Annotated in this window: 25 protein-coding genes; 11 read left to right on the forward strand and 14 right to left on the reverse strand. The window is 70.6% G+C overall.

Annotation, left to right across the window (positions count from 1 at the left end; translation table 11 throughout):
* Window positions 1-70 precede the first annotated feature (70 nt).
* The 5 genes from ACFYQA_RS31975 to ACFYQA_RS31995 all read right to left on the reverse strand — a co-directional run bounded on the left by ACFYQA_RS31975 (window position 71) and on the right by ACFYQA_RS31995 (window position 5065).
* Entirely contained in the window at window positions 71-376 is a 306-nt protein-coding gene (locus ACFYQA_RS31975) for a hypothetical protein (protein ID WP_388925389.1), read from the reverse strand.
* Window positions 377-1166: 790 nt separating this feature from the next.
* Window positions 1167-2030, reverse strand: coding sequence for an alpha/beta fold hydrolase (locus tag ACFYQA_RS31980; RefSeq protein ID WP_388925392.1), 864 nt, complete (start codon window positions 2028-2030; stop codon window positions 1167-1169).
* A gap of 89 nt (window positions 2031-2119) precedes the next feature.
* Window positions 2120-3124 carry an NADP-dependent oxidoreductase gene (locus ACFYQA_RS31985; protein ID WP_388925395.1) on the reverse strand — a complete coding sequence of 335 codons (1005 nt, stop codon included), beginning with the start codon at window positions 3122-3124 and terminating at the stop codon, window positions 2120-2122.
* A gap of 133 nt (window positions 3125-3257) precedes the next feature.
* Window positions 3258-4313, reverse strand: a complete 1056-nt coding sequence (locus tag ACFYQA_RS31990) for an aldo/keto reductase (protein WP_388925398.1) — start codon at window positions 4311-4313, stop codon at window positions 3258-3260.
* Between the two features lie 59 nt (window positions 4314-4372).
* Window positions 4373-5065 carry an SDR family oxidoreductase gene (locus ACFYQA_RS31995; protein WP_388092835.1) on the reverse strand — a complete coding sequence of 231 codons (693 nt, stop codon included), beginning with the start codon at window positions 5063-5065 and terminating at the stop codon, window positions 4373-4375.
* A 116-nt stretch (window positions 5066-5181) separates the two neighbouring features.
* Here ACFYQA_RS31995 and ACFYQA_RS32000 point away from each other — a divergent pair, with 116 nt between their 5' ends.
* Entirely contained in the window at window positions 5182-5742 is a 561-nt protein-coding gene (locus ACFYQA_RS32000) for a TetR/AcrR family transcriptional regulator (RefSeq protein WP_388925401.1), read from the forward strand.
* 443 nt (window positions 5743-6185) lie between these two features.
* On the opposite strand, the gene ACFYQA_RS32005 is transcribed toward ACFYQA_RS32000, so the two are convergent.
* Entirely contained in the window at window positions 6186-7199 is a 1014-nt protein-coding gene (locus ACFYQA_RS32005) for a winged helix DNA-binding domain-containing protein (protein ID WP_388925404.1), read from the reverse strand.
* A gap of 22 nt (window positions 7200-7221) precedes the next feature.
* Window positions 7222-7956, reverse strand: a complete 735-nt coding sequence (locus tag ACFYQA_RS32010) for an alpha/beta fold hydrolase (RefSeq protein ID WP_388925407.1) — start codon at window positions 7954-7956, stop codon at window positions 7222-7224.
* 80 nt (window positions 7957-8036) lie between these two features.
* On the opposite strand from ACFYQA_RS32010, the gene ACFYQA_RS32015 reads away from it, so the two are divergent.
* Both ACFYQA_RS32015 and ACFYQA_RS32020 read left to right on the forward strand, forming a co-directional pair.
* Complete coding sequence (locus ACFYQA_RS32015) at window positions 8037-9011, forward strand: helix-turn-helix transcriptional regulator (RefSeq protein WP_388925409.1); 975 nt, start codon at window positions 8037-8039, stop codon at window positions 9009-9011.
* A gap of 162 nt (window positions 9012-9173) precedes the next feature.
* Window positions 9174-10175, forward strand: coding sequence for a tyrosine-type recombinase/integrase (locus ACFYQA_RS32020; RefSeq protein ID WP_388925412.1), 1002 nt, complete (start codon window positions 9174-9176; stop codon window positions 10173-10175).
* On the opposite strand, the gene ACFYQA_RS32025 is transcribed toward ACFYQA_RS32020, so the two are convergent.
* Complete coding sequence (locus ACFYQA_RS32025; protein WP_388925415.1) at window positions 10147-10272, reverse strand: hypothetical protein; 126 nt, start codon at window positions 10270-10272, stop codon at window positions 10147-10149. The genes ACFYQA_RS32020 and ACFYQA_RS32025 overlap by 29 nt on opposite strands.
* Before the next feature lie 547 nt (window positions 10273-10819).
* Here ACFYQA_RS32025 and ACFYQA_RS32030 point away from each other — a divergent pair.
* From ACFYQA_RS32030 to ACFYQA_RS32050, 5 genes are all read left to right on the forward strand, one after another.
* Complete coding sequence (locus tag ACFYQA_RS32030) at window positions 10820-11287, forward strand: anthrone oxygenase family protein (RefSeq protein WP_388925418.1); 468 nt, start codon at window positions 10820-10822, stop codon at window positions 11285-11287.
* 159 nt (window positions 11288-11446) lie between these two features.
* Window positions 11447-12274 carry an NmrA family NAD(P)-binding protein gene (locus tag ACFYQA_RS32035; protein ID WP_388925421.1) on the forward strand — a complete coding sequence of 276 codons (828 nt, stop codon included), beginning with the start codon at window positions 11447-11449 and terminating at the stop codon, window positions 12272-12274.
* Between the two features lie 141 nt (window positions 12275-12415).
* Window positions 12416-13051 (forward strand): hemerythrin domain-containing protein, encoded by a 636-nt coding sequence (locus ACFYQA_RS32040; protein WP_388925424.1) that lies wholly within the window; start codon window positions 12416-12418, stop codon window positions 13049-13051.
* Between the two features lie 85 nt (window positions 13052-13136).
* Window positions 13137-13664 (forward strand): anthrone oxygenase family protein, encoded by a 528-nt coding sequence (locus tag ACFYQA_RS32045; RefSeq protein ID WP_388925427.1) that lies wholly within the window; start codon window positions 13137-13139, stop codon window positions 13662-13664.
* Window positions 13665-13892: 228 nt separating this feature from the next.
* On the forward strand, window positions 13893-14885 hold the full coding sequence (locus ACFYQA_RS32050; RefSeq protein ID WP_388925430.1) for an AraC family transcriptional regulator: 993 nt from the start codon (window positions 13893-13895) through the stop codon (window positions 14883-14885).
* Window positions 14886-15134: 249 nt separating this feature from the next.
* On the opposite strand, the gene ACFYQA_RS32055 is transcribed toward ACFYQA_RS32050, so the two are convergent.
* From ACFYQA_RS32055 to ACFYQA_RS32080, 6 genes are all read right to left on the reverse strand, one after another.
* On the reverse strand, window positions 15135-15968 hold the full coding sequence (locus ACFYQA_RS32055; protein WP_388925433.1) for a 4'-phosphopantetheinyl transferase: 834 nt from the start codon (window positions 15966-15968) through the stop codon (window positions 15135-15137).
* Window positions 15969-16325: 357 nt separating this feature from the next.
* The gene (locus tag ACFYQA_RS32060) at window positions 16326-17219 is read right to left on the reverse strand and encodes an alpha/beta fold hydrolase (RefSeq protein ID WP_388925436.1); all 894 of its coding nucleotides are present in this window, start codon (window positions 17217-17219) and stop codon (window positions 16326-16328) included.
* Window positions 17216-17728 carry an SRPBCC domain-containing protein gene (locus ACFYQA_RS32065; protein WP_388925439.1) on the reverse strand — a complete coding sequence of 171 codons (513 nt, stop codon included), beginning with the start codon at window positions 17726-17728 and terminating at the stop codon, window positions 17216-17218. Before ACFYQA_RS32065 ends, ACFYQA_RS32060 begins: the two co-directional genes overlap by 4 nt.
* A gap of 67 nt (window positions 17729-17795) precedes the next feature.
* Window positions 17796-19304 carry an FAD-binding protein gene (locus ACFYQA_RS32070; RefSeq protein ID WP_388925442.1) on the reverse strand — a complete coding sequence of 503 codons (1509 nt, stop codon included), beginning with the start codon at window positions 19302-19304 and terminating at the stop codon, window positions 17796-17798.
* Window positions 19305-19364: 60 nt separating this feature from the next.
* Window positions 19365-20876: a flavin-containing monooxygenase gene (locus ACFYQA_RS32075; RefSeq protein WP_388925445.1), complete on the reverse strand. Its 1512-nt coding sequence runs from the start codon at window positions 20874-20876 to the stop codon at window positions 19365-19367.
* 5 nt (window positions 20877-20881) lie between these two features.
* Window positions 20882-21766, reverse strand: a complete 885-nt coding sequence (locus ACFYQA_RS32080; RefSeq protein WP_388925448.1) for a class I SAM-dependent methyltransferase — start codon at window positions 21764-21766, stop codon at window positions 20882-20884.
* A 207-nt stretch (window positions 21767-21973) separates the two neighbouring features.
* Between ACFYQA_RS32080 and ACFYQA_RS32085 the strand changes: the two genes are divergently transcribed.
* The 3 genes from ACFYQA_RS32085 to ACFYQA_RS32095 are packed head-to-tail and all read left to right on the forward strand — an operon-like array spanning window position 21974 to window position 23978.
* Window positions 21974-22234, forward strand: coding sequence for a hypothetical protein (locus ACFYQA_RS32085; protein ID WP_388925451.1), 261 nt, complete (start codon window positions 21974-21976; stop codon window positions 22232-22234).
* Between the two features lie 11 nt (window positions 22235-22245).
* Entirely contained in the window at window positions 22246-23229 is a 984-nt protein-coding gene (locus ACFYQA_RS32090; protein WP_388925454.1) for a 3-oxoacyl-ACP synthase III family protein, read from the forward strand.
* On the forward strand, window positions 23226-23978 hold the full coding sequence (locus ACFYQA_RS32095) for an SDR family NAD(P)-dependent oxidoreductase (protein ID WP_388925457.1): 753 nt from the start codon (window positions 23226-23228) through the stop codon (window positions 23976-23978). Before ACFYQA_RS32090 ends, ACFYQA_RS32095 begins: the two co-directional genes overlap by 4 nt.
* The last annotated feature ends 241 nt before the right edge of the window (window positions 23979-24219 follow it).

Here is a 24219-nt window from a genome sequence, read left to right on the forward strand (position 1 = left end):
GGCAGCGGCAACCGGAAACGCCTGCTGCCGGAAACCGAAAAACCACCCCGAAAGCAATCACACCGCGTGATCAGGGATCACGCGGTGGATCGAGGTTGAGATCGTCGGCGACTGCGCGGTCGATGTCGTGCTGTGCCCTGTCCACTAGAGACTTGCAGAAGAGGCCAACGACAGAGCCCCATGGGAGTCCGGCGTGGACGCGCTGAGCGCGTTCGCCGATGTCGACGCCCTCCGCATACGACCGGCCAGGAGTTCCCCACCGGACGCCGGAGAAGACCACGGCCTGGAGATTTCCTCCAGTACGGCGGTACAGAGCTTCCGAGAGCCTGAACGCCGCTTTCAGCAATGCCGTCACGAAGTCCACCTGGTCCGACATCACGCTCTTGGGCACCTTGCTCAGGAGCGGGGCGACGACATGAACGAGATTGTCAAGCCCCGGGTTTTATGGACGGTGGGTGAGCTGGTTGTGGCAGCGTGCTCTGCCCGGATCAGGAGGGATGGACTGTCGGTCATGACGCTCGTTTGACGCTCTCGGCGCACGCACACCGAGCAATGAGCCGAAAAACGGGCCCTGACCTGGTATTTTTCGTGACTCGCCCGGGCCGACCTCTTCCCGATGACGCGCCACGTGGAGTGCGTGGCTATTTTGGAGCCCGCAGCAAAGGGTGTCTGACCTGCTGCTTCTCTGGTTTTCCAGGTTGCGGTGGGTCGTGCCGAAATGTTTCCGTAGGCCCACCGCGTGGAGCATGTTGCAGGTTCCCGCCACGTGTCTCACCTGCGGTTTCGCAGAGAGGGCGTGGGTCGAGCACGCTCTGCCTCAACTCCGTAGGGGACGGATTCGAGGAATGTCTTGACGCTCGTTCGACGCTGTTTCTGATGGAGCGTGAGGTGGTCGTCCTGGATCAGATTGCGCGGGTCAATCGACTTGTCGGGCTCAACCTGTCGAGCAGCGCGTTAGCCTCGAACTCTCATGACGGTCCGCCGACGGCGTCGGTGGGCCGTTTCCGTGCCGTGGGTCGAGGGTGTGCAGGCCGAAGATCCGAGCGTTGCCTCGGGGCGCCGGGTTCCACTTGTCCAGGTGTTGGGCTGCTGTCGAAGAGACGGGGAATTGGCTGGTCGGCCTGGGACGGGCAGTTGGGTGAGCCGGTCGAGGGCTGTAGTGATGGCTACGGTTCCAGGAATTCAAGCGCCCGCGGGACGAATCTGTCGTGGTGCTGGAAGATCCCGCCGTGTCCGGCGTCGGGGTAGAGGGGTTCGAGTTCGCCCTGGGGCAGCCGGGCCGCCAGGTCGACCGAGTTGACGCTCGGGACCATGCGATCGGTCTCACCGTTGGCCACCAGGACCGGTTGGTGGATGCGCGACAGGTCGGCCGGTGCCTGGCGGCCCCAGTGGTGGATGGCCTTCAGCTGGGCGCGGAATGACGAGAGCGAGATGGCTTTGTCGCGGTCGTCCGTGCGTTCCCCCAGCCGGTCCAGGAAGGCACGGGCCGCTCGGCGGCCAGCCGCGGTGCCGGTGAAGAAGAGGTACTGCTTCGGGTCTTTGCGGGTCAGGACGGCCTTGATGGTGTCCTTGACGGTGAGGCTGGTGACCTTGTCGATGCCGGGGCCTCCGGCGGGTCCCGTGCCGGCGAGGATGAGCCTGCGTACAAGATCGGGTTCTTCTGCCGCGATGACCTGGGCGATGAAGCCGCCCATCGACAGGCCGAGCAGGTCGACCCTGTCGTATCCGAGGGCCCGGATGAACAGCACGGTGTCGCGGGCCATCGCCTCGATCGTGTCGGGTGTGGAGCCGCCGGACCCGCCGACACCGCGGTTGTCGAAGGTGACCACCGGGCGCCGCGCGGCGAGTCCGCCGACGACGCGGGGATCCCAGTTGTCCAGGACTGCGGACAGGTGGTTGAGGAGGATCAGTGGTACGCCGTCGTCCGGGCCGAGCTGCCGGTAGACGAAGGTCACGCCACGCACGGACACGGAGCGGTTCGGCGTGTTCTTGTACGCCGTCGGGGCGGGGGAACTGGGCGGTGCGCTCATGGCCGGGTCCTCAGGTGGTGTGGCGGGGGGGGGGGGGCAGGGTCTTCTTGTTGTCGGAGGTGACGGGCGCCTGCGATTCGTCACCGCCCTTACGTCATTGCGACGACGACTTTGCCGGCCTTTGCCCGTCCCTTTTCCACGTACTCCATGGCCTGGAGGGTTTGCTCGAACGGGAAGACGCGGTCGATGACGGGGCGGATCTTCCCCGTGTCGATGAGGGGGGTGAGTTCGCGCAGTTGGTCGCCGCTGGCCTTCATGAACAGGAACGAGTACGTCCCACCGTGGCGCTTGGCGTTGCGCCGGGCCGTGAAGCTGAGGGCTGTCATGGCCAGGCGGAGGATCGGGTTCGCGCCCAGTTCGCGGGCGAAGGCCGGGTCGGGCGGGCCCGCAACGCTGATGGCTGCGCCGCCGGGCCTGAGAGCGCGCAGGGACTTGGCGAGGTTCTCGCCGCCGAGGCTGTCGAGGACGACGTCGTAGCCGTCGAGGACCTCTTCGAAGTCCTGGGTGCGGTAGTCGACGACGACGTCCGCGCCGAGGTCCTTGGCCAAGCCGACCTTGGCGGTGCTCACGGTGGTGGCCACATGCGCGCCCAGCGCCTTGGCCAGCTGGACGGCGATGGAGCCGAGGCCGCCGGCGCCCGCGTGGATGAGGACCTTCTGGCCCGGCTGCACGCGTGCCCGCTCGACCAGTGCCTGCCATGCGGTCAGGGCGACCAGGGGGAGGGAGGCGGCCTCGGCCATGGTGAGGGTGGCCGGTTTGGGTGCCAGGTCGTCCTGGTGGACGGCGATGAGTTCGGCGAAGGTACCGATGCGGTCCTTGTCCGGCCGGGCGTAGACCTCGTCGCCCACTGCGAAACGGGTGACGGACGGGCCGACCCGGACGACGGTCCCTGCGAGGTCGTTGCCCAGAACGAGCGGGAGACGGTAGGGCATGAACGCCTTGAAGTCTCCGTTGCGGATTCTGAGGTCCAGCGGGTTGATGCTCGCCGCGTGGATCTTGACCAGGACGTCGTCGGCCCCTACCCGGGGGTCGGGTATGTCGGCGGCGCGCATCCCGGCTTGGCCGCCGTAGTTCTCGACCGTGAAAGCCCTCATCGTCGTCTCCGTTCTGTTTCCCGTCCGTGAAAGGTCGGGGTCTCCGTTTGCTCCGGGTATTTCTCAGTGCGAAGTAGTTTGTGTTTTTTTCTGGCTGTGCGCGGCGCGCCGCGTCCTCAGCTGCGTTCACCCATCAGGCCACCGGCACGACCGGGGCGGTGACGCGGTCGGCGGCGCCTCCCTGGAGGCGGTCCAGGGAGGCGGCGATCCCCTCGTGAGGCATACCGAGCGGCACCGCGCTGACCTCGGTCAGGCGGGTGTACTGATCATCGGTCAGGTGGAGGTCGAGGGCGCCGAGGTAGCTGTCGAGCTGGGAGAGGTTGCGCGGGCCGATGATCGGGACGAGCGTGGCCGCGGAACGGGCGGCGCGCTCGCGCACCCAGGCCACCGCTACCTGGGCGGGCGTCACGCCGGTCTCCTCGGCGATCGCCAGGACGGTGTCGACGACGGCGGTCTTCTGGCCGGTGCTCTCGGTGTGGATGACCATGCCCAGGTCGCTCAGGCGGCCCTCGGCGGAGCTGCGGTATTTGCCGGTGAGCAGTCCGCCCCCGAGCGGGGACCACAGGGCGGCGCCGAGCCCGAGGCTCCCGGCCATGGGCAGGAGCTCACGGTCGGCGGTGCGCTCGACGAGGCTGTACTCGTGCTGGATGCCCACGATCGGGGCCCAGTTCTTCAGGTCCGCGAGGGTTACCGCGCGCGAGACGCGCCAGGCGGGGAAGTTGGACAGGGCGGCGTGGTGGATCTTGCCGGCACTCACCAGGTCGTCGAGTCCGCGCAGGAGTTCCTCCATCGGAGTGAGCTCGTCGGGGAAGTGCACCCACAGCAGGTCGATGTAGTCGGTGCCCAGGCGCTTCAGGCTGGCCTCGACCGAGGCGACCATGTTCTTGCGGCTGTTGCCGGTTCTGGAGATGTCCGGCTGCGGGGCGGCGCCGAGGGCGAACTTCGTGGCAAGGACGAAGTGGTCGCGGTCGGCGGAGATCAGCTTTCCGGTCAGTTCCTCCGACTCGCCGAACTGGTAGCCGTCCGCGCTGTCGAGAAAGGTGCCGCCGGCCTCGGCGAACCGGTTGAAGATCCGGCGTGCCTTGTCCGGCTCGGCGCCTGCGCCCCAGCCGGTGCCGAAGTTCGCGGTTCCGAGCGCGTACTCGGAGACGCGCAGTCCGGTCCGGTGGCCGAAGGTCGTGTAACGCATGAGATGTCCTTGAACGAAAGGGATGTGGAGGTGGTCGCGTCGGGGTGGAGGGGGGAGCGTCAGTCCGCGTCCGGCTGGGGTGCCGCGGACAGGCTCTGCTTGACGTACCGGCTGGCCTCGTCCGCGAGGATCTCGGGCAGGCCCGCCTCGATGCCCTGCAGGGCCTGGGCCGCGACGTCGGCGGCGGCGACCTTCTGATCGGCGGGCACGCCGGCGGCCATGTCAGTGTCCATGTAGCCGACGTGCAGCGCCGAGACGGCGATGCCGCGGGGCGCCAACTCCTCACGGGTCGCGTCACTCAGCGCCCACGCGGCGGCCTTGGACGCGGCGTAGGAGCCGAGCCCTGCCGGGTGCAACCAGGACAGGGCGGACAGGACGTTGAGTACGGCGCCGCCGCCGTTGCCCTCGATGACGGGGGCGAAGGATCGCGTTGCGGCGAGCGGGCCGAAGAAGTTGGTCTCCATCTCCCGGCGCACCTCAGCCAGCTCGCCCCCGATCAGCGACGCGCCGGTGGAGATGCCCGCGTTGTTGATCAGAAGTGTCGCGTCGTGCGCCACGTGCGCGGCCTCTCGTATCGACGCCTCGTCCGTGACGTCCAGCCGCAGCGGGATGACGCCCGGCACGTCGACCGTCTGGGGGCGTCGGGCCGCGCCGTACACCTTCGCGCCGCGCTCGACGAGCTGAGCCGCCAAGTGCCGTCCGAAGCCCCGGTTGGCGCCGGTGACGACCGCGACCGCGTTCTTCAGTTCCATGCTCTCGCTCCTGGTCATGGCGGGCGCCGACGGCCACCCGCACAGATTAGATTATGAGTATAATCTAAACACGGGTCTATGATAGATGCCAGTCGACATCCAAATGGGAGGTGGTCATGGGTCGCGTATCGCAGGCGCAGGCGGAGGAGAATCGCAGGCGGGTGGTGGACACCGCGTCCCGGCTGTTCCGGGAGCAGGGAATGCAGGTCAGCGTCGCCGACCTGATGACGGCGGCCGGTCTGACTCACGGCGCCTTCTACAAGCAGTTCGCCTCCAAGGAAGCGCTCGTCGACGAGGCCACCGCCCACGCCTTCGCCGAGCTCGCCCAACGCCACAGCTCCGGGCTCGAGCGGTACGACGGGCAGCGCGCCGCCGCCCAGCAGGCGCTGATCGACACCTACCTCTCCGTCGAGCACCGCGATGACCCGGCGGACGGCTGCCCGGTCGCCGCGCTCGCTACCGACATCGCGCGCGAGGACGGGGGGCGCGAGGCCCGCCGCGTCTACGCCGAGGGGGTGGCCGACTTCGCCGATTTCCTGGCCAGTGACGACCAGGACGGCATCGTCCGGCTCTGCACACTGTTCGGTGCGCTGGTCCTGTCCCGGGCCACCAAGGGCTCCCCGCTCTCCGGGGAGATCCTCGCCGCCGCGCACGCAGCCTTGATCGAAGCGGGCTGATCAAGGGCAGTAGGCAGACCGTCCGCCTCGGCGGTCGGCTCGGGAGGGCATCGATCGCGGAGGGCAGCCGAAGTGGCCGGGGCGGGGTGAATGACGGCGGCAGAGGGGCACGGCCGTGACGCTCATATGACGCTCCGGCCCGGGGCAGGCCGTTCCGGCGCCCGGGAAAGGCCCTCTTACCTGCGGCTTTCTCCAGCTGGGGAATCCGGACATGGTTCCGATGACGCACCACGTGGAGTGCGTGGCGATCCTTGAACCGGTCGCAAAGGGCGCTTGACCTGGGGTTTTATCCATGCGCATTATGTGCGGTGTGGGCGTTACGGGCGATATTTTGACGCTGAAATGACGCTCGTGACGCTCATTCGACACTCGTTCTGATGGATCGTCAGGCGTGTTGGGGTGCTGGTCAGGCCGCCTGTAGCGGCGTGGAAATGGGTGGCTCGTCAGCAAAAAAGGGCCCCAGCGTTGGCCGGTAGACGGCACATGCTGGAGCACAGGTTGGCCCAGATCATCGCGGCGTGCAGCACTCCGTGCGGGTGAGCGTCAGCCGCGTGGTGACGGACACGGTGGGGCGAAGCGCCGGGGACCGACGCCTCACGGGTGCGGTATCCGAAGAGGTAGTTGTCGTAGGCGGGCAGCATGCGGACATCGGGGGTACTGCCCGTGCCTCCGGCATCGTCCGCCCATCCGGCGAGCACGGTCTGCGCACCGAACTTGGTGATCGCACCGGATTGCGCCAGCATCTTCCAGGCCCCGCGCGCCCAGGTGACGGGCAGTCCGGACCAGGCGGCGAAATCCTCGGATGTGGCGGGTGCGTGCGCGGCCAGAGAGCGACGGGCCAGCTCGGCCAGGGCGGCGTCTCCTTCCGGTCGGGAGTCCCCGGCGGCGGGCAACCAGTCACCGAGCAGCACATACGTGGCCACACCGGCCCGCTGCGGGCCATGGCAGAGGACGCCGCCGAGCGCCGCGTGGCGGATCAGGTGGAAGGACGCCTGTCCGTCCGTCGGGACGCCGAGGGTGGTGAGGTGCTCGGTCAGCTCGGCTCGGGTGAGCGGGCCGTGCGTGGCGAGTGCGCGCCGGATGAGGAGGTCGGCACGTCGGCGAACGTCGTCGTCCAGGCCGAGTTGGTGGTAGCGGCGGCCGGTGCCGGCGATGATCCGGGGAGCGAGAAGCCGCAGGACCCAATGGGCGTCTTCGCTGGGGATGGTGTGCAGGGTGCCGCGCATGAACCAGCCGCGGACGATGCTCCGCTCCTCCTCGTACGCCGCACGGATGTCAGCGGCCGTGATGTCCCGCCCGCGTACTCGAATGCCGAGGTCGGCGGCCGTGGCGTCCTGAGCCTGGATCGCGAAGACCCGGCGGACGACCGCTTCGGCGGAGATTTCCCGCAGTCCGCCGGCCAGGGCCTGCGCGCGGGCCCGCAGCCCGCGGATGCCTTCGCGGTCGAGCATCGCCATGCCTCGTTGGATTCCGTTTCGGTCAGGAGACGGCCGCGTGGAGAATGTCGGCAAGCTCGGACGGAGCCGACAGCATCGGCCAGTGCCCGGTGGGTAGGTCGAAGCGCCGCCACGGCGCGTGGTTGAGGAAAGCCAACATCGGCACCCCGGCATCCAGTAGGCCCGTGAAGTCACGGCAGGCGATCAGGACACGGTCCACACCGGGGCCGGGCGCGGCGTGGTCGGCGAAGCGCTGGGTGTAGGTGCCGAACGGCTGAGGAGTGGCACGCGCGCTCAGAACGTCCCGCCGGCCTTCGTCGAGCCCCTCGAGGCTGCTGGACAGGCCCAGGACCTCGAACGGCGGCATCGACAGCTGCCAGCCGTCGCCATGGGCTGTGACCTGCCGGCCCAGCTGGTCCGCTGCCTCCGGCGGCATGAGGTCGAGCATGCGCATGCCCGCGGCGAACGGGGCGCTGTCCACGTAGACCACCCGCTCCAGCCGGTCGCCGAGGCGCCCGGCCGCGCCGGTGACGGGGGCGGCCGCGTAGCTGTGGGCGACCAGGGTGACGTCGCGCAGATCGTTCTTCTCGACGAACTCGGTGATGTCCGCGATGTGCGTGTCCAGGTCCGTCTGGGGCCCGCCCTCCTTCGCGCGCTCGGCCAGACCGGTCAGCGTGAGCGGCAGCGCCGTGTGGCCGTGCTCCCGCAGTGCGCGGGCGGTGTCTTCCCAGGCCCACGCGCCGAGCCAGGCGCCGGGAACGAGTACGAAGGTGGTCATGTGATCTCCCTGAAGCTAGGTGCTGTGGGGAGCGTAGAGTCGATACAGGACAGAATCAGCCCTGAAATGTCGAGTGATCCATGTCGCATCCCCTGACCCGTGTGCTGACCCTGCTGGAACTGCTCCAGTCGAACGCCGGGCTCACCGGGACCGAGCTGGCCGACCAGCTGGACACCGACGTCCGCACGGTCCGCCGGTACATCGCTCACCTGCGCGACCTGGGCATCCCCGTACAGGCTGAGCGCGGCCGCTACGGCGGCTACCGGCTGGCACGCGGCTATCGGATGCCGCCCCTGGTGCTCACCAACGACGAGGCCCTCGCTGTCGTCCTCGGACTCCTCGCGGCCGAACGGCTCGGAATGGGTACGACGGTGCTGGCCGGCGCGGGTGCCCGGGCCAAGATCGAGAGGGTGCTTCCGGACGCTCTACGGGAGCCGCTCGCCGCCATGCGGGAGACCCTGTCCTTCACCGCGAACGCCGTGATCGCGCAGGCACCCGGGAGCGACGTGCTGCTGGGCCTGGCCCAGGCCTCGCGTGCCAGGGCGACTGTCGGGATCAAGTACCAGTCCTGGCGGCAGGATCAGACCGAGCGCGACCTCGATCCCTACGGCGTGGTCTTCCACACTGGTCGCTGGTACGTCGTCGGCCACGACCACCTCCGCGACGACCTGCGGACCTTCCGCATCGACCGCATCGCTGCCGTCACCCCCCGCACGAAAGTCTTCACCACCCCCGACGGCTTCGACCCCGTCGCCCACCTGACCTCTACCCTCGCCCAGGGGCCCTACCGCTGGCAGGTCGAGGTGACCATCCACGGCCCCCTCGACGAGATCGCCCGCAGACTGCCGCGCACGGCTGTCACACTCACCGCCCAACCCAGCGGCGTCCGGATGCAAGCCCGCGCAGAGCGCCTCGACGGCATGGCACACCTGCTCGCCTCTCTCGAATGGCCCTTCACCATTCACCGCCCCGACGAACTGCGGCCGGCCCTCAAGAATCTGGCCGAACAGCTCACAGCAGCAGCCGAATGCACGCCAAGAGAACCGTCGCGGTAAATTACGGATTTACCGCGGGTAGGTTCTCCGAGCCCGGACCGCTCCCTCGCGATGGCCTCGCATGTTCGATCGGGCGTGATTGCTGACGCCGGAGGCGAGGTGTACGCATTTACCGCGGCAGAGCCGGAGGGGTGGGCGAGGGGGTCGATCGAACAGGCGGCCGTGGCGGAGACCGGGGGCGCACATCGCGTTCCGCGCGCCCGCGTCGTGTCCCTGGCCGCCGGTCCCGGGACGTACGCCGCCGCGATGGACCGGTACCTGACAGCGGCGGGTATCTCGAAGGGCTCGGCGCGCGTCTACCGGATCTCGCTGACGAACTGGGCGTGGATGCTGGCCGGCAGGGCGACTCCGACCGGTCCGGCTCGGCGCGGTGCGAGGCCGCCGGCGCTGCCACTGTCCGCGCTGGACGACGAGGCCCTGCCGGCGCTGCCGGCCGAGCTCGCCGCCGCCCGGGCGGACGAACTGGACGCCGACACTGTCAACCGCGAACTGTCGGTGATCCGCAAGGCCATCGGCTGGTGGCGGCGCCAGGGCTGGATCGCCTGCGACCCCACGTACGGCATCGAGCGGCGCCCTGCCCCGCCCGACAAGCCCAAGGCACTCTCCCTGGCCCAGGTCGCCGCCGTGTGGCGCCTTGGCGTGGGCCTGCGCGAGAGGACGCTGTGGCGGCTGCTGTACGAGTCGGCGGCCCGGGCCGAGGAGGCGCTCTGCCTCAACATCGAGGACCTGTTCACCGCCGACAAGCGCGGCAAGGTCACCGCCAAGGGCGGTGCCACCGAATGGATCCACTGGCAGTCCGGCACCGCCCAGCTGCTGCCCCGCCTGATCGCCGGCCGCACCGAAGGCCCACTGTTCCTCACCGAACGCCGCGCACCGGCCGGCACCCCGACCCTGGACATCTGCCCGACAACCGGCCGGGCACGACTGCCCGTTGTCATCCCCTGTGGCGATGCCCGTTCCTGGACCGTCAGGAGGTGGGTCGCCGTAAGGCCGGTGTACGGATCCGGCTGGACGAGCAGCATCGGGTGCCACGGGCGGTCCGTTCGGCGGCCCAGGTGTGGTCGAACTCGGAGAAGTCGTCGTCGATCCAGGCGACCGCCGATTCCCCCAGCCACGGTTCGACGTGGTCTCGCTGTCACAGGTAGCCGTCGGGGCGGCTGGTGATGATCTGGGGGCGGGGAAGACCGAGGTACCGGAGTTCGGGCAGTCCGAGGAGCGGCCCGACGATGGTGGTGGTGTCCCTGCGCCGGGCCGTCACCACACGGGGACGACGAGACCGCTGGTCAGGAAGCCGGTGGGCAGGGGGCCACGGGTGGCATTGAGCCAGATGGGCTTCCGGTACCACTTGAGGGAAGGGATCGGGTCATGTCCGTAACCGCGAGCGAAGCCCGCAAAGCTCTCTGAAGTGCCACTTGCCCAGGGCGTGGTCGAGGCGGATCGATGACGAGCATCGCCTCGTCTGCCTCGTCTGCCTCGTCTGCCTCGTCTGCCTGGTCACGGAGACGGACATCATCGTCCTCGCTGCCCGCTACCGGTGGGATGCCGGGACGTCCGCGCGGCGACCCGCACTGCGGCGCCCTGGCGTCGGCTCGGCCGAACCTGCGCGCGCACCCAAGCCCGGCGGCCCCTGTCGGCCAGGCTTGCGGACCTCGAAGAGGGAAGTCGTACGCCCGTCGGGCCCTCGTGGTACCGCCGCCGTACCCCCGTCGTACGACGGGGGCGCTCTCCGGAAACTCCGGACGGTCCGTTCCCGTCGATTGCGGAACAAGCCCTGCGAGGACGGGCGGGGGGCGGCGATGATGACCGGCATGTCGGAAGCTCTCGAGATTTTCGCCCTCCTCTGCACCGGGCTGTACGCCGGATACATGCTCGCCTTTCTGTCGGGTGTCATGCCCGCTCTGAAAGAGGTGGACGACGCCGCCTCGTTCACCCTCGTCATGCGGGCGGTGAACCGAAAGGTCCCCGGACCGCTTTTCCTGCTGCTCTTCCTCGGTTCGCTCGCCTTCCCCGCCGTCTCGTTCTTCGTGGCGCCGGAGACGCGCGACGGGAGCGGGTCGATCCTCGTGGGGGTCGCCGCCGTCTGCGCGCTGGTGGGGCACCTGATCACCTCGGGCGGCAACGTCCCCCTCAACAACGCGCTGGAGTCCTCGCGCAGCCGGGGCGACGAGCGGGCCGCCCGGACGGCTTTCGAGGGACGGTGGAACGCCCTGCACGGCGCGCGGACCCTGTTCGCCGTCGCCGCCTTCGTCCTCGTGGCCGCGGCCCTCGCCCGCTGAACCTCCGGCGGGGCGCTCCGGGCCGTACCCCTTTGGTCCTCGAGTGTCCCGTTCGGGATATGGGGACCTACGTCTTACGCTCGCAGATCGAGACGATCGCGTATGAAAGTGAGCGGTGGAGCTATGTAACGTCTGCAACGAAGAGACTTCAATGAAGCTATGAGCACTCAAGGACAGAACATCGCCCCCATCCTCGTCATCGGCGACACCGGTAAGACCGGACGGCGCGTGGTCGAGCGCCTGCAGGGGCTCGGCCGCCCGACCCGGGGCGGCTCGCGCAGCAGCGGCATCCCCTTCGTCTGGGAGGACGAGAGCACCTGGGAGGCCGCGCTCGACGGGGTCTCCGCCGCCTACGTGACCTACTATCCGGACCTCGCCTTCCCCGGCGCGAAGGAAGCCGTCGGGCGGTTCGCCGCGTTCGCCGTGGAGCGGGGCGTCCGCCGCCTGGTGCTGCTCTCCGGCCGGGGCGAGGAGGGAGCCGTCGCCAGCGAGGACGCCCTCAAGGCGTCCGGCAACGACTGGACCGTCGTCCGCGCCAACTGGTTCAACCAGAACTTCAGCGAGAGCTTCTTCCTCGACCCGGTCCGTTCCGGCGAGTTGGCGCTTCCCACTGGCGACGCGGTCGAGCCGTTCGTCGACGCCGACGACATCGCCGACGTGGTGGTCGCCGCCCTCACCGACGACCGGCACATCGGCAAGACCTACGAGCTGTCCGGCCCGCGGCTGCTGAGCTTCCACGACGTGGCCCGCGAACTGTCGGCGGCCACCGGCCGGACCATCACCTACATCCCGGTCAGCGTCGACGACTACCGCGCGGCGCTGCGCGAGCTGGGCGAGCCGGAGGAGTTCGCGGACCTCTTCACCCTCATCGTCGACGGCCGCAACGCCAGCCTGGTGCACGGAGTCCGGGAAGCACTCGGGCGGGAGCCCAAGGACTTCGCGGACTACGCCAAGGAGGCCGCGGCCACCGGCGTCTGGGACGCCTGACGAATCGGTGTCCCGCAGCGGTGGTCCGCCGGACCGGGCTGTCCGGCCGGCGGACCACCGCGCCGACCGTGGAGCGTCACAGACCGACCGAGCCGGGCGCCCCGGCGGCGAGTGCCGGGGCCCAGAGGAAAGAGGAACGCGATGGACGGGCTGCTGTGGGGAGACAAGGGTGTGGACGCGCTGCCCCGCCACCTCCGTGGATTCGCGCAGACGCACCTCGCGCTGCGGCGCGACTCCAGGCGACTGGTGGCCGCGGCGCCGCTTCTGACGTCCGCCGGTCTTCCCCGGGCCGCTGAGTGGTGGCAGCAGCTCAGGGCCATCGTGGACTGGCATCACCGCACGGAGGACGAGATCCTTTGGCCGGGCCTGATCGAGCACGTGCCGGAGATCGCCGCCGGTTCACACCGCATGGTGCAGGACCACGTGGCGCTCGACGACTCGATGTTCCGAGTGACCAAGGCGCTGGAGAGCGGACGCGCCGAGCTGATCGGCGGCCACGTCGACACCTTCGACACCGTCCTCCACCGGCATCTGCACGAGGAGGAGGCGCTGACCTTCCCGGCCTTCGCCCGTGTACCGGCCGACGTGTTCGCCGCTTTGGAGCGCCGCGTCCTCGCGGCGGCGCCTTTCCGCGTCAAGCGGGTCCTTCCACCGTGGCTGCTGGACGGACTCCCGCAGCCGGACAGACTGATGCCCGGACCGGTGCGCCTGGTCGGGCGCACCCTGCTGGAAGGCGCCTACCGCCGCTCGCTCGCCGGAATCCTGGAACCCCGGTGAACGGCCGCCGCCGGGGCGGTCGCGGTCGACGGCCGCCCCGGCGGCGCCGCATACCCGCCCCACAGAACCGACCGGAGGAACACCCATGAGCACTGCCGCCGCCCGCCACGAGGCCACCTCCAAGGACCCCGTGCTCGTCGCGGCCACCCTCGGCACCGGCCTGATGGCCGGTCTGTACCTCGCTTTCGACGTCGGTGTGATGCCCGCCCTCGCGCGCCGCGAGGACGAGAGATTCGTCTCCGCGATGCGCCAGGCCAATGACGCCCTGGACGACAACGCCGTCTTCGGGGTGCTTTTCCTAGGTGTGTTCGTGGCAACCGGCGTGGCCGCTCGCAGACTCGCCCGTGCGGACCGGAGCGACGCCGCCCGGCGGGCCCGGGCCGCCGCGGTGCTGTACGGCTTCAGCGTCGTGGTGACGATCTGCGCCAACCTGCCTCTGAACCGCCGGCTGCGCACCGCCCCTGGCACGTCGGCCGCAGCCCTGGCCGCTGTCAGGAAGGCGTACGAGCGCCCTTGGCGTCGGGCCAACGCGGTTCGCACGGCAGCCTGCCTGGGTGCCCTCGCCCTGCTGGGCGACACGGCGAGGCGGGGGGCGACCTCACGGACGCGGTGACGGCCACGGCGAACGGACGTGGTGCCGGTACGAGGTGGCAGGAAGCGTTGACAGACTGGACACGGGAATCACCGCGGGTCCGGAACTCCCCACGGGAGCGTCCGGACCCACGGTCGCGCCTCCTTCCGGGAGCCGCGCCGCCCGGCGGCGCGGCTTCACGGGACGGGCACGGCCGGGGCCGAGAGCGCCCCGCGAGAAACGACGGAGAGACGGTGCGAGGTGAAGGTTGTGGATACGCTCAGCGGTCTGCTGGAAAGCCCCAAGGCGCGGGGTGCCTTTCTGTTGAAATCGGTGTTCAACCCCCCGTGGGGACTGCGTATCGAGGACCGCGCACCCCTGTCGGTGTTCACCATGCTGCACGGCTCGGCATGGGTGCTCCGCGAGGGGGCCTCCCCGGTGCGGATCGCGGCGGGGGACGTGGCGGTCCTGCGCGGCCCCGAGCCTTATACGCTCGCCGACGACCCGTCGACGCCCCCGGGCATCACCGTCGACCCCGAGCAGCGCTGCAACACCACTGACGGCGAGGACGTCACCGAGGCGATGTCCTTGGGCGTGCGCACCTGGGGCGAGCCGCGCCGCACCGGGTCGACCGTGATGCTGAGCGGCACCTATCAGGCGCCCAACGAGGTCGGGCGCAGACTGCTCGCCAGCCTGCCCGCGCTGCTCGTCCAGCCCGCCTCGGCCGCGCGGACCCCGCTGATAGGCATGCTGGCCGCCGAAATGGACAAGGAGGACATCTGTCAGGAGGTCGTCCTCGACCGGCTGCTCGACCTGCTGCTCATCAACGTGCTGCGCTCCTGGCTCATGGAGCCGGGCACGGGTGCGCCGCTCTGGTTCCGGGCGCAGAGCGACCCGGTGGTGGGACGGGCGCTGCGGCTGCTGCACGAACGGCCCGGCGAGTCGTGGACGGTCGCCTCGCTCGCGGCCTCGGTCGGAGTCTCCCGGGCGGTGTTGGCCCGGCACTTCACCGAGCTCGTCGGCGAACCGCCGATGTCCTACCTGACCGGATGGCGGCTGACGCTCGCCGCCGACCTGCTGCGCGACCCCGACCTGTCGGTCGCCAAGATCGCCCAGCAGGTGGGCTATTCGGGGCCGTTCGCGCTGAGTGCCGCGTTCAAGCGGGAACGGGGCGTCAGCCCGCAGGAGTTCCGCCGGGGCAGGCGGTCCGAGGAGACCCTGGCCATCGGCTCGGACGGGCGGACAGTGGTCCTCAGATGCTGAGACGCCTCCGGCCCGCGGGCTCCGGTCCGCTGAGTCGGGGGAGAGCGGGGTACGGATCCGGGTGCGGCCCGGCGGCCCTTCGGGGTGGTCACCGGACGGCGTCCGGATCCGTCGCGGGAGCCCCGGCGGTGCCGGCAGCCGCGTCCTGGTGCGGTGGCAGGCAACGTTCGCCCTGTCGCGACGCCCGGCACCAGGGCCTCCCGTCCGGACCGAGCTCGGCTCGCGTGCCCTGGCACCGCACTCCCCCAGCTACCGCTGGCAGGTGTCCCCGGAGCAGGGGAGACCCCGATTGACTCCCTTCTGCGCCTGGCGATGCTCCCCACAGTCAGAACGAAGGACTCCGGTCCTCCACGGACACGCGGGCCCGCGCCCCATCCCCACCGGAGCCGCGGCCGGGACCGCCACGGCGGTGAGCAGCAGGCCCCCTTCGACGTGCCAGCGGCCCGTGTAGTGGGCCGCGACGCCGCCGGCTCCGGCCGGGGTTCCGTCCTCAGGGCGTCGCCGCGCCGGGGGCGGCGGCGTGCGGTCCGGGCGGACCTCGGCCGTCAGCCGGCCACCGGTTGTGAAGGCGACCGCGACGGCGCCCGTGCCGATCCACTGGCGGGTGGCCGGGTACCAAGCCTTGTAGACGGCTTCCTTGGCGCTGAACAACAGCCGGTCCCAAGGTAGTTCGGGGCGCTCCCCGGAGAGCCGGGCCAGCATCCGCCGCTCGCACTCCGACGCGATCAGACCGAGGACGCCGTGCTGAAGGGGGAGCGCGGGTTCGGCGTCCACGCCGAGCGCCGCCCACACCTCCGCGCGCGCCGCCACCGCCCCCCGGTACCCGACGCAGTGGGTGAGGCTGCCGACGAACCCTGCGGGCCACGCCGGGGCGCCGCCCGCCGTGCGCAGCAGCGGCCCGGGCGGCGCCCCGAGGACGTCCAGACAGCGGTGGGCGCAGGCGCGCGCAGTGGTGAACTGCCGGACGACCCGGTCCGGCCGGCCCCGTACGAGGGCGAGTTCCCGGCGGTCCGGCAGGTGGGGGAGCGCGTCGTCGAAGGCCTCCGCCCCGGCGACCCCTGCCGGGAGGAGCCGCTCGATCACGGTGCGCCCACCGGAGTGAGCCGCGGAGCCGTGCCGTGCAGGGGGCACGGTGTGCCCGCCCGCACGAGACGCGGTCCGTCGGCTCCTGCGGGACAGGGCGCGTCGACCCGTACGAGATCCGGCACACCGGCCTGGACGGGGAGCACCCGGCCGTCCCGTACCCGGCGCCGCGCACCGCCCCTCGTACCGAACGCCGCACTGCCCACGAGCACACCCGGCGTGCGGGCCGTCACCAGGTTCCCTCGACCGGTCGGTGTCCTGAGCGGAGCCTCCCGGGCGCAGGGACGGACCCGGATGAGTCCCCGACAGCCGGTCGGGCGGCGCACCCAGTGGCAGTCGAGCCGGGGAGGACGCTGTTCACCGGGTGCCCGCCTCTTTCATGCCGCCGGTGTCCCGGGCGCGCCCGCCCACGCGGGCGGCGGTCCGGATGACGGCCTCGGTCACGGCGTCCGGGTCCTCCAAGGGCAGGACATGACCGGCGCGGGGGATCGAGGTGAACACGGCGTCCGGCAGCGCGGACGCCAACTCCCGTCCCAGCTCGGGCCGGATGACCCGGTCGGACTCGCCCGCGAGGACCGCGGCGGGCAACCGGACCTCGGCCAGCGCGGCCCGCAGGTCCATGCCCCGGGAGGTACGGAAGCAAGCCGCCCGCACCTGCGGTGTGGTCGCGGCGAACACCTGCCGGTTGACCTCGCGGAGCCGGGGGGCCAGTGACGTGCCCGTCATCTGCCCCAGCAGGGCCCGCCCGAGGCCCGGTCGGCGCAGGGCCCACGAGAAGAGCGGCGCCTCCATCATCCGGGCCTCCTTCTCCGGGGTGTCCTGATCGTGCGCCGCCGAGGCGACCAGGACCAGGCCCACCGGACGGGCCCCGGGCTCGGGTGCCGCGGCCAGCGCGAGCGCGGCGAACCCGCCGCCGGAGTGCCCGACGACGAGCGGCGTGCCCCCTGCGTGATGGGCGACCGCCGCCAGGTCCGCGTTCATCGCCTCGGTGGTCACCTCCGAGGCGCCCACGGTGGAGGCGCCGTGGCCACGCAGGTCGTAGGCGACCACCGGGAAGCCGCTCCGCAGCAGCCGGTCGGTCACCGGGCTCCAGATCCGGCGGCTGCCGCCCCAGCCGTGCGCGAGCACCACCACGGGCCGGTCCTCGGCGCCCCGCTCCAGAGGCTCCAGGACGGAGACTGCCAGCCGGGCCCCGTCCTTCGTACGCAGGAACGTCTCGCCGGGGGCGGGAGCCGGAGCGGGCCCGGTCACCGGGAGACTTCCGGGGCCGGGGCGGCGGGGGCCGCCGGCGACGGCGCGGCGGGCAGCAGACGGCTGAGCCGCGCGAACGCCGCGCGCGTGGCGAGGGTGTGCTTCGCGTCCATGTCCACGAGGTTCGCCAGGACTGCGAGCGCGCCGTGCGGCTGGGCCCGGAAGCGCATCGCGAGCCGGGTACCGCCGTCGTCGAGCGGGGCGAGGGTGAACTCCGCTGTGCCCCGGAACGCCCCCTCCACGTACTTCAGGGCCAGGCGCCTGCCAGGCTCCACGGCGGTCGTGCGCGCGGTGAACCGGATCTTCTTGCCCCCTTTGTCCACGCCCTTGGTGTGGACGGTGACCCGGGTGAGCGTGCCCACCCGGGCCGGGGTGCCGTTCACCGGCTCGAAGGTGTTGTCCGGCACCCACCACCGGGCGTCGCCCGCGAGTTCGCCCACCAGGGCCTCCCAGACAGCGTCCGGAGCGGCGGCGAGCAATGCCTCGTCGATCAGGTCGTATCTCTTCAACTGCTCTTCCTCCTCATGGGATCGACGGTGACGAGCCGCCTTCGAAGGGCGGCCGGGCCGTGCTCGGTCAGCCGAAGAAGCCCTGGCCGGGGGTGAGAACGTTGCCGGGGTCGAAGCGCTGCTTCGCCTTGCCCAGCGTCTTGTAGGAGGTGCCGAAGTGGCGGCGCCAGTCGTCGGTGGTGAGGTTCGGCACCGCGCCGACGATGTAGCGCTTGGCGCCCATCGCCACCGCCCGGTCGTACAGCCAACGGTTCTGCTGCATCATGCGGTCGATGTCGGCGGCGCTGGTGCCCGGGTGCGGGAAGCGCAACAGATCGAAGAGGTAGCCCACCCGACCGTCCGGCTGGACGGCCATGGGCGCGGTGACATTGGAGGTGAGGTACGGGTAGCTCAGCAGCACGCCCGCGCCCAGATCGTCCGGTGCCAGTTCGCCCTCCACCATGCGCAGGAAGCGCGCGGCCGAGGAGTGCGGCAGGAACAGGCTCAGCCAGGGCTTGGGCTGGGCCCAGTGTCCGGCGTCCTTCAGATACGCCTCGAAGCCGTCGAGACGGAAGAGGTAGTCGCGCAGCGCGTAGTCCTCGATGAGCGCCTCGGCGCGCAGGTCCTTGAGGTCCCTCAGCAGCCGGGCGCGGTCCGGGATGCGGCCGCCGGAGTACGTGGCGACCGCCTCGATCTTGTAGCGCCATCCCGAGTCGTCCGGCCGCCGGACCATCTCACCGCCCTGCATCTGAAAGCGGTGGTCCGCCAGCAGGACCTCGGAGTCCTTCATGAAGGCGGCGACGTTGTCGTAGAACAGGCTGAAGACGGTGGCGCGTTCGGCGGCGGGCACGGTCCGCAGGGTGACCTGGACGATGACGCCGACCTGTCCGCCGCCCGCCAGCGCGGTGCGGAACAGCTCGGGCTGACGGCTCGGTGAGGTGGTGACGACCTCGCCGGTGCCCGTCACCACGACCAGCGACTTCACGGTGTCGGCGATCAGACCCTCGGTACCCATGGTCAGGCCGATGCCGCCGACGCTGAGGGTGCCGCCGACGGAGAGCGGCAGATAGTCGGGCAGGGCGGGAAGCGTACGGCCCCGGAGCAGCAGGTGGTCGGTGATCTCCGCGAACGTCGCGCCGGCCTCGACGGTGATCGAGGCGGAGCCGGTGGACAGGATGCGGGCCATGCCCCGGGCGTCCACCGCGATGCCCCCGGGGACGGCGGCCTGGCCGTAGCAGGAGTGGGACTCCAGGTCCCCGCCGGTGCCGCTGCGGCCGCTGACGGCGAGCTTGAGCTTGTTGGCCCGGGCGTAGCGGATCATCACGGCGATGTCCTGGACCGAGCCGGGGGTGAGCACCGCCCATGGAACCGTGCCCGTCACCAGACGGCCGAAGTCGTGGGAATAGGAGCCGAACTGGGAAGTGTCGGTGGTGAGGGTGCCGTCGAGGCCGGGCACGGGCACGACGCGGTCGCCGGTGCGTCGGGCGGTGCCGGCGGCAAAGGCCCAGCTTCCGGTGGTGGCGTTCCAGCCGATCACGGTGGCGGCGGCGCCCACCGTGCCGAGGACCGCTCTGCGGGAGGGAGTGTGCAGGTTCATCGGGGAAACTCCGTGTCTCGTCGGTCGCGGGTACGCGGGTCGGTCGCGATGGCGCGGCCGTCAGGAAGCGGTGTGCGCGGGGGCGCGCAGATCCTCGCTGGTGCTCAGCAGGTGCTCGGCCGGGTCGAAGCGGCTGGTGGCCCGCCGGAAGCGCCAGGTGTAGGTGGGCCAGATCGAGGGGTTGCGCCCGTGCTCGTCGAGGTACCAGCTCCGGCAGTTGCCCGCGTTCCACACGGTGCCCTCAAGCCGCTGGTCGAGTCGCTCGTTGTACGCCCGCTGGGCCTCGGGGAGCACCTCCACGCAGGCCAGCCCGCGCTTGCCCATCATCTTCAATGCGTCGAGGACGTAGGCGATCTGCGCCTCGATCATGATCACCTGGGAGGAGTGACCCAGGGTCGTGTTGGGGCCGAGCATCATGAAGAGGTTGGGGAAGCCGGCGACACCGGTTCCGCGCAGGGCGCTCATGCCCTCGCTCCACGTCTCCTTGAGGCTCACACCGTCCTGCCCGAAGAGGCGTTCCGCGATCGGCCGCTGTACGGCCTCGAAGCCTGTCCCGAGGATGATCGTGTCCACCGGCCGCTCCTGGCCGTCGGCCGTGACCACCGCGTCGGCCGTGACCTTGGCGATGCCGTCGGTGACCAGGTCCACGTTGGGCTGCTGGATCGCCGGGTAGTACGTGTTGGAGAAGAGCAGGCGCTTGCAGGCCAACACGTAGTCGGGCGTCAGCACGGCCCGCAGCCGCTCGTCCGGCACGCTCGTCTTCAGGTGGTCGGAGGCCATCTTCTGCATCTTCGCGGCGACGGCGGGGCGCGCCATGACGAAGGCGAGAATCTCCCGGCCCCACATGTTGAAGTTCCGCCGGAAGCGCTGGTAGCCGGGCACGGAGGTCAGCAGCTTCGTCTGCAGGGCGCTGTTGACCTTGTCGTTCTTGGGCCCGATCCAGGGCGGGGTGCGCTGGTAGAGGTCGAGGTGGCCGACCTCCGGCTGGATGGCGGGCACGAACTGGATGGCGGAGGCGCCGGTGCCGACCACGGCGACCCGGCGGCCGGTGAGGTCCACGTCATGGCGCCAGCGGGCGGAGTGGAAGACCTCGCCCTGAAAGTCCGCCAGGCCCGGGATGTCGGGGATGGCGGGTTCGCTGAGGTAGCCGGTGCCGGTGACGAGCACCTGGGCTGTGTAGTCCCCGCCCGTGGTGGAAATCCGCCAGCGCTTGCGCAGGTCGTCCCAGCGCGCCTCGGTCAGCTCGTGCCGGAAGCGGATGCGGGAGCGCACGCCGAACTCGTCGGCGCAGTCGCGCAGGTAGGCGAAGAGCTCCTGCTGCTTGCCGAAGGTGCTCTTCCAGCGGGGGTTCGGCGCGAAGGAGAAGGAGTAGAGGTGCGACATCACGTCGCAGGCACAGCCCGGGTAGGTGTTGTCCCGCCAGGTGCCGCCGACCTCGTCGGCCCGTTCGAAGACGAGGAAATCGTCGATGCCCTGCTGGAGCAGCCGGATCGCCGTTCCCAGCCCCGAGAAGCCGCTGCCGATCACCGCCACCCGCAGGTCGCGTGCGGAGTCCGGAAATGTCTCGGTCATGCCCGTCACCCCTTGCGGACCAGCGTGAGCCGGAAGTTGTTGAAGAAGCGGCCCTCCAGCGTGTACGCGAAGATGTCCAGGTAGCGCTCGAAGCGGGCCACCACCTCCTCGTTCTCCAACGCGACGGCCTCGTCGCGCCGTTCGGCGAGCCGGCCCAGCCAGGCGCGGCACGCCCGCGCGAACGCCTCGCGCTCGTTGACCAGTTCCACGACCTCGAACAGGCCCTCGGCGCCGGCTGCCAGCTCGTGCAGGTGCGGGATGTGCATCCCGGTGAACTCGGAGCGCTGGAGGAACTTCAGGTCCGCCAGGATCTTGCGGCCGATGGGCTGGGCCTCGGCGGTCATCGTGTGCAGCACGAACCGGCCGTCCGGCACCAGTGCCTCGTGCACCTGCTGGAAGAAGAAGCGGTAGCGCTTGGTCCGCTCCTTCGGAGGGAGGCTGGAGGGGACGAAGTGCTCCAGGGCGTTGACGCAGAATGCCGCGTCGTACGCGCCGGGGGCGTGGTGCTCCGACCAGCTCTCGACCCGGGTGGTGACGGCCGGGTTGCCCAGATCCGCGATATACGCCGCCTGGGTGCGGCTCAGGGTGAGGCCGACGGCCTCCCGGACGCCGTGCTTCGTCGTCAGGCGGTGGACGAGGGTGCCCCAGCCGCATCCGATGTCGAGCACGCGGTCCTTCCCGGCCACGTGTGCCAGGTCGGCGAACACGTCGAGCTTGCGTTCCTGCGCGATGTCCAGGGCCTCGACCAGGCGCTCGCCCGGCTCCCAATAACCCCCGCTGTACATCATGCTGGGGCCGAGCAACAGTCGGTAGAACTCGTTTCCCACCTCGTAGTGGTGGCGGACGGCGTCCACCTCCGGCTCCGCGGTGTGGGAGGCAATCGTCGCCATCCTCGCCCTCTCCTCGCAGCTTCGACCGTCGGGCACCCGCGCGTCGCGGCGGCCGTCCGGCTGTCTGAACCGTGCTGGGGCCGAGCCAAGCCGATCGGCGCAATCCGGCCGCAACAGCGTTGTGTGACCGCCTTGTTGCGGTCGGGTTGCGAGGGACGGCTTTCATGCGGACACACGACCTTCCGTCGCGTTCAGAGAGGAACAACCATGGCACTGCCGACCGTCGAGGAACTCGCGCAGCAGCTCGCCGTCGTCTCGGGGGCCACCGAGGTGACCCCCGACGCGCCGATCCAGCACATCGCGGATGTGGACTCGCTGGACCTGATGGAGTGGCTCTACAACTTCCAGAACCAGTACCCCGACATTCCCGCGGACGAGTCCCTCTTCACGGACCTGGACGACACCACGACCATGCGCGACGTGTACACCAAGCTGCTGGAGCACCTGCCCCAGCCGGCCGAGGGGTGACGGTACGTCACATGAGTGGATTCGACATCGCGGGGTGGGGCAAGGCCCTGCCCGAACGGGTCGTCACCAGCGCCGAGCTGGCGGACCGCTTCGGGGTCGACGAGGACTGGGTCGTCAGCCGCTGCGGCATCCGCGAGCGGCGGGCGGTCGACCCCGGTCAGACCACTGCCTCGCTGGCCGTCGAGGCGGGCCGCGCGGCCTTGGACAAGGCGGGTCTGACCGGTGCCGACATCGCCCATCTGATCGTGGCCACGGCCACCCCCGAACAACCCTCGCCCGCCACCTCCGCCTTCGTCCACCATGAACTGGGCATAGGCGGCGGGGCGATGGACGTGAACTCCGAGTGTGCGGGCTTCGTGTACGGCCTGGTCACGGCCATGGGGTTCCTCCGCATGGACCGCCGCCCGATCCTGTTGATCGGCTCGGACACGCACACGCTGACCGCCGACCCGGCCGACCGTGACCTGTCCATCCTGGTGGGCGACGGCGCGGCCGCGGTGGTACTCGTGCCGGGTCCGGAGGATCCGGTACTGGCGTGGAACCTGGGTGCGGACGGCTCCTGCGCCGACGCGCTGAAGGTGCCCGCGGGCGGCAGCCGGATGCCCACCACACCGGAGACGGTCGCGCAGGGACTCCACTACGCGCAGATCAAGGGCAACGAGATCTACCTCAACGCGGTCCGCTACACGGTCCGCACGGTGCGCGAGACCCTGGAGAGCGCAAAGGTCCCGCCCACCGAGGTGGACCACGTCGTCCCGCACCAGGCGAACATCCGGATCATCAACTCCGTTCTCCAGCACACCGGTCTGCGGCCGGAGTCCCTGGTGACCAACCTGGAGCGGTACGGCAACACCGCCTCGGCCTCCATCCCGCTGGCGCTCACCGAGGCGCTGGAGGCAGGACGCATCCGGCCTGGGGAGCTCGTGCTGTTCGCGGGCTTCGGCGCGGGGATGACCTGGGGTTCGGTGCTGATGTGCTGGGGAGGGGCCGCGTGAGCGGACAGGGGGCGGGGAAGCGCCCCGACGCGCCGGTCGCGCTGGTGACCGGCGCGTCGGGCGGGCTCGGGCAGGCGCTCGCGGTCGAACTCGACGCGTTGGGCTGCCGGGTGGCCGTACACTACCGCCGTGCTGCCGACCAGGCCGATGCGGTGCGCGAGAAGCTGACGCACGACGCGGTGGTCGTCGGCGCGGACGTGGGCTCGTGGGAGGCGACCCAAAAGCTGTACCGGCGCGTCGAGGAGTCCCTCGGGCCTATCGACGTCGTGGTCAACAACGGGGCGATCCGCCGGGACGCCCTGATGGCGATGCAGTCCCCGGACGACTGGCACGAGGTCATCCGAACCAACCTGCTGGGGACGTTCCACACCAGCCGGGTCACGCTGCCGCACATGTTGCGGCAGCGCTGGGGCCGGATCATCAACGTCGTCTCGCCCTCGGGCCTGATCGCCACGGCGGGTCAAACAGCGTATTCCGCCTCCAAGGCCGGGGTCATCGGCATGACCCGCACGCTGGCCGCCGAGTGCGGCCGGCGCGGGGTCACGGTGAACGCCGTCTCACCGGGATTCATGATCACGGGCATGACCCAGGACCTGCCGGAACGGATCATGGACGACATGGCCCGCAAGGCGCCGGTGCCGAGGTTCGTCACGGTGGAGGAGGTCGCCCGCAGCGTCTCGCTCTTCCTCGACCAGGACTGCATGACCGGTCAGGTGGTCAGCATCGACAGCGGGGTCTCCGTCATGTGAGGCGGGGCCCGCGGCGATGAGTCCGGGAGGGGCGCGTGGGAGCGCCCCTCCCGGATTTCGTGTGGGTCGATCGGGTTGTGGGTGGGTGGTGGGTCCGAAGCGGACAGGTCCGGGATTCCGGCCGTACGGGCAGGTCCGGAAACAACGGCGGGCCGGGGGGGGGGGGGGGGGGGGGGGGGGGCCCCCCCCCCCCCCCCCCCCCCCGCCGCGCGCGGCCCCGGCGCCCCCGCCCCCCCCCGGG

Source organism: Streptomyces sp. NPDC005774, assembly GCF_042871645.1.
GTDB classification, from domain to species: Bacteria; Actinomycetota; Actinomycetes; order Streptomycetales; family Streptomycetaceae; genus Streptomyces; species Streptomyces pratens.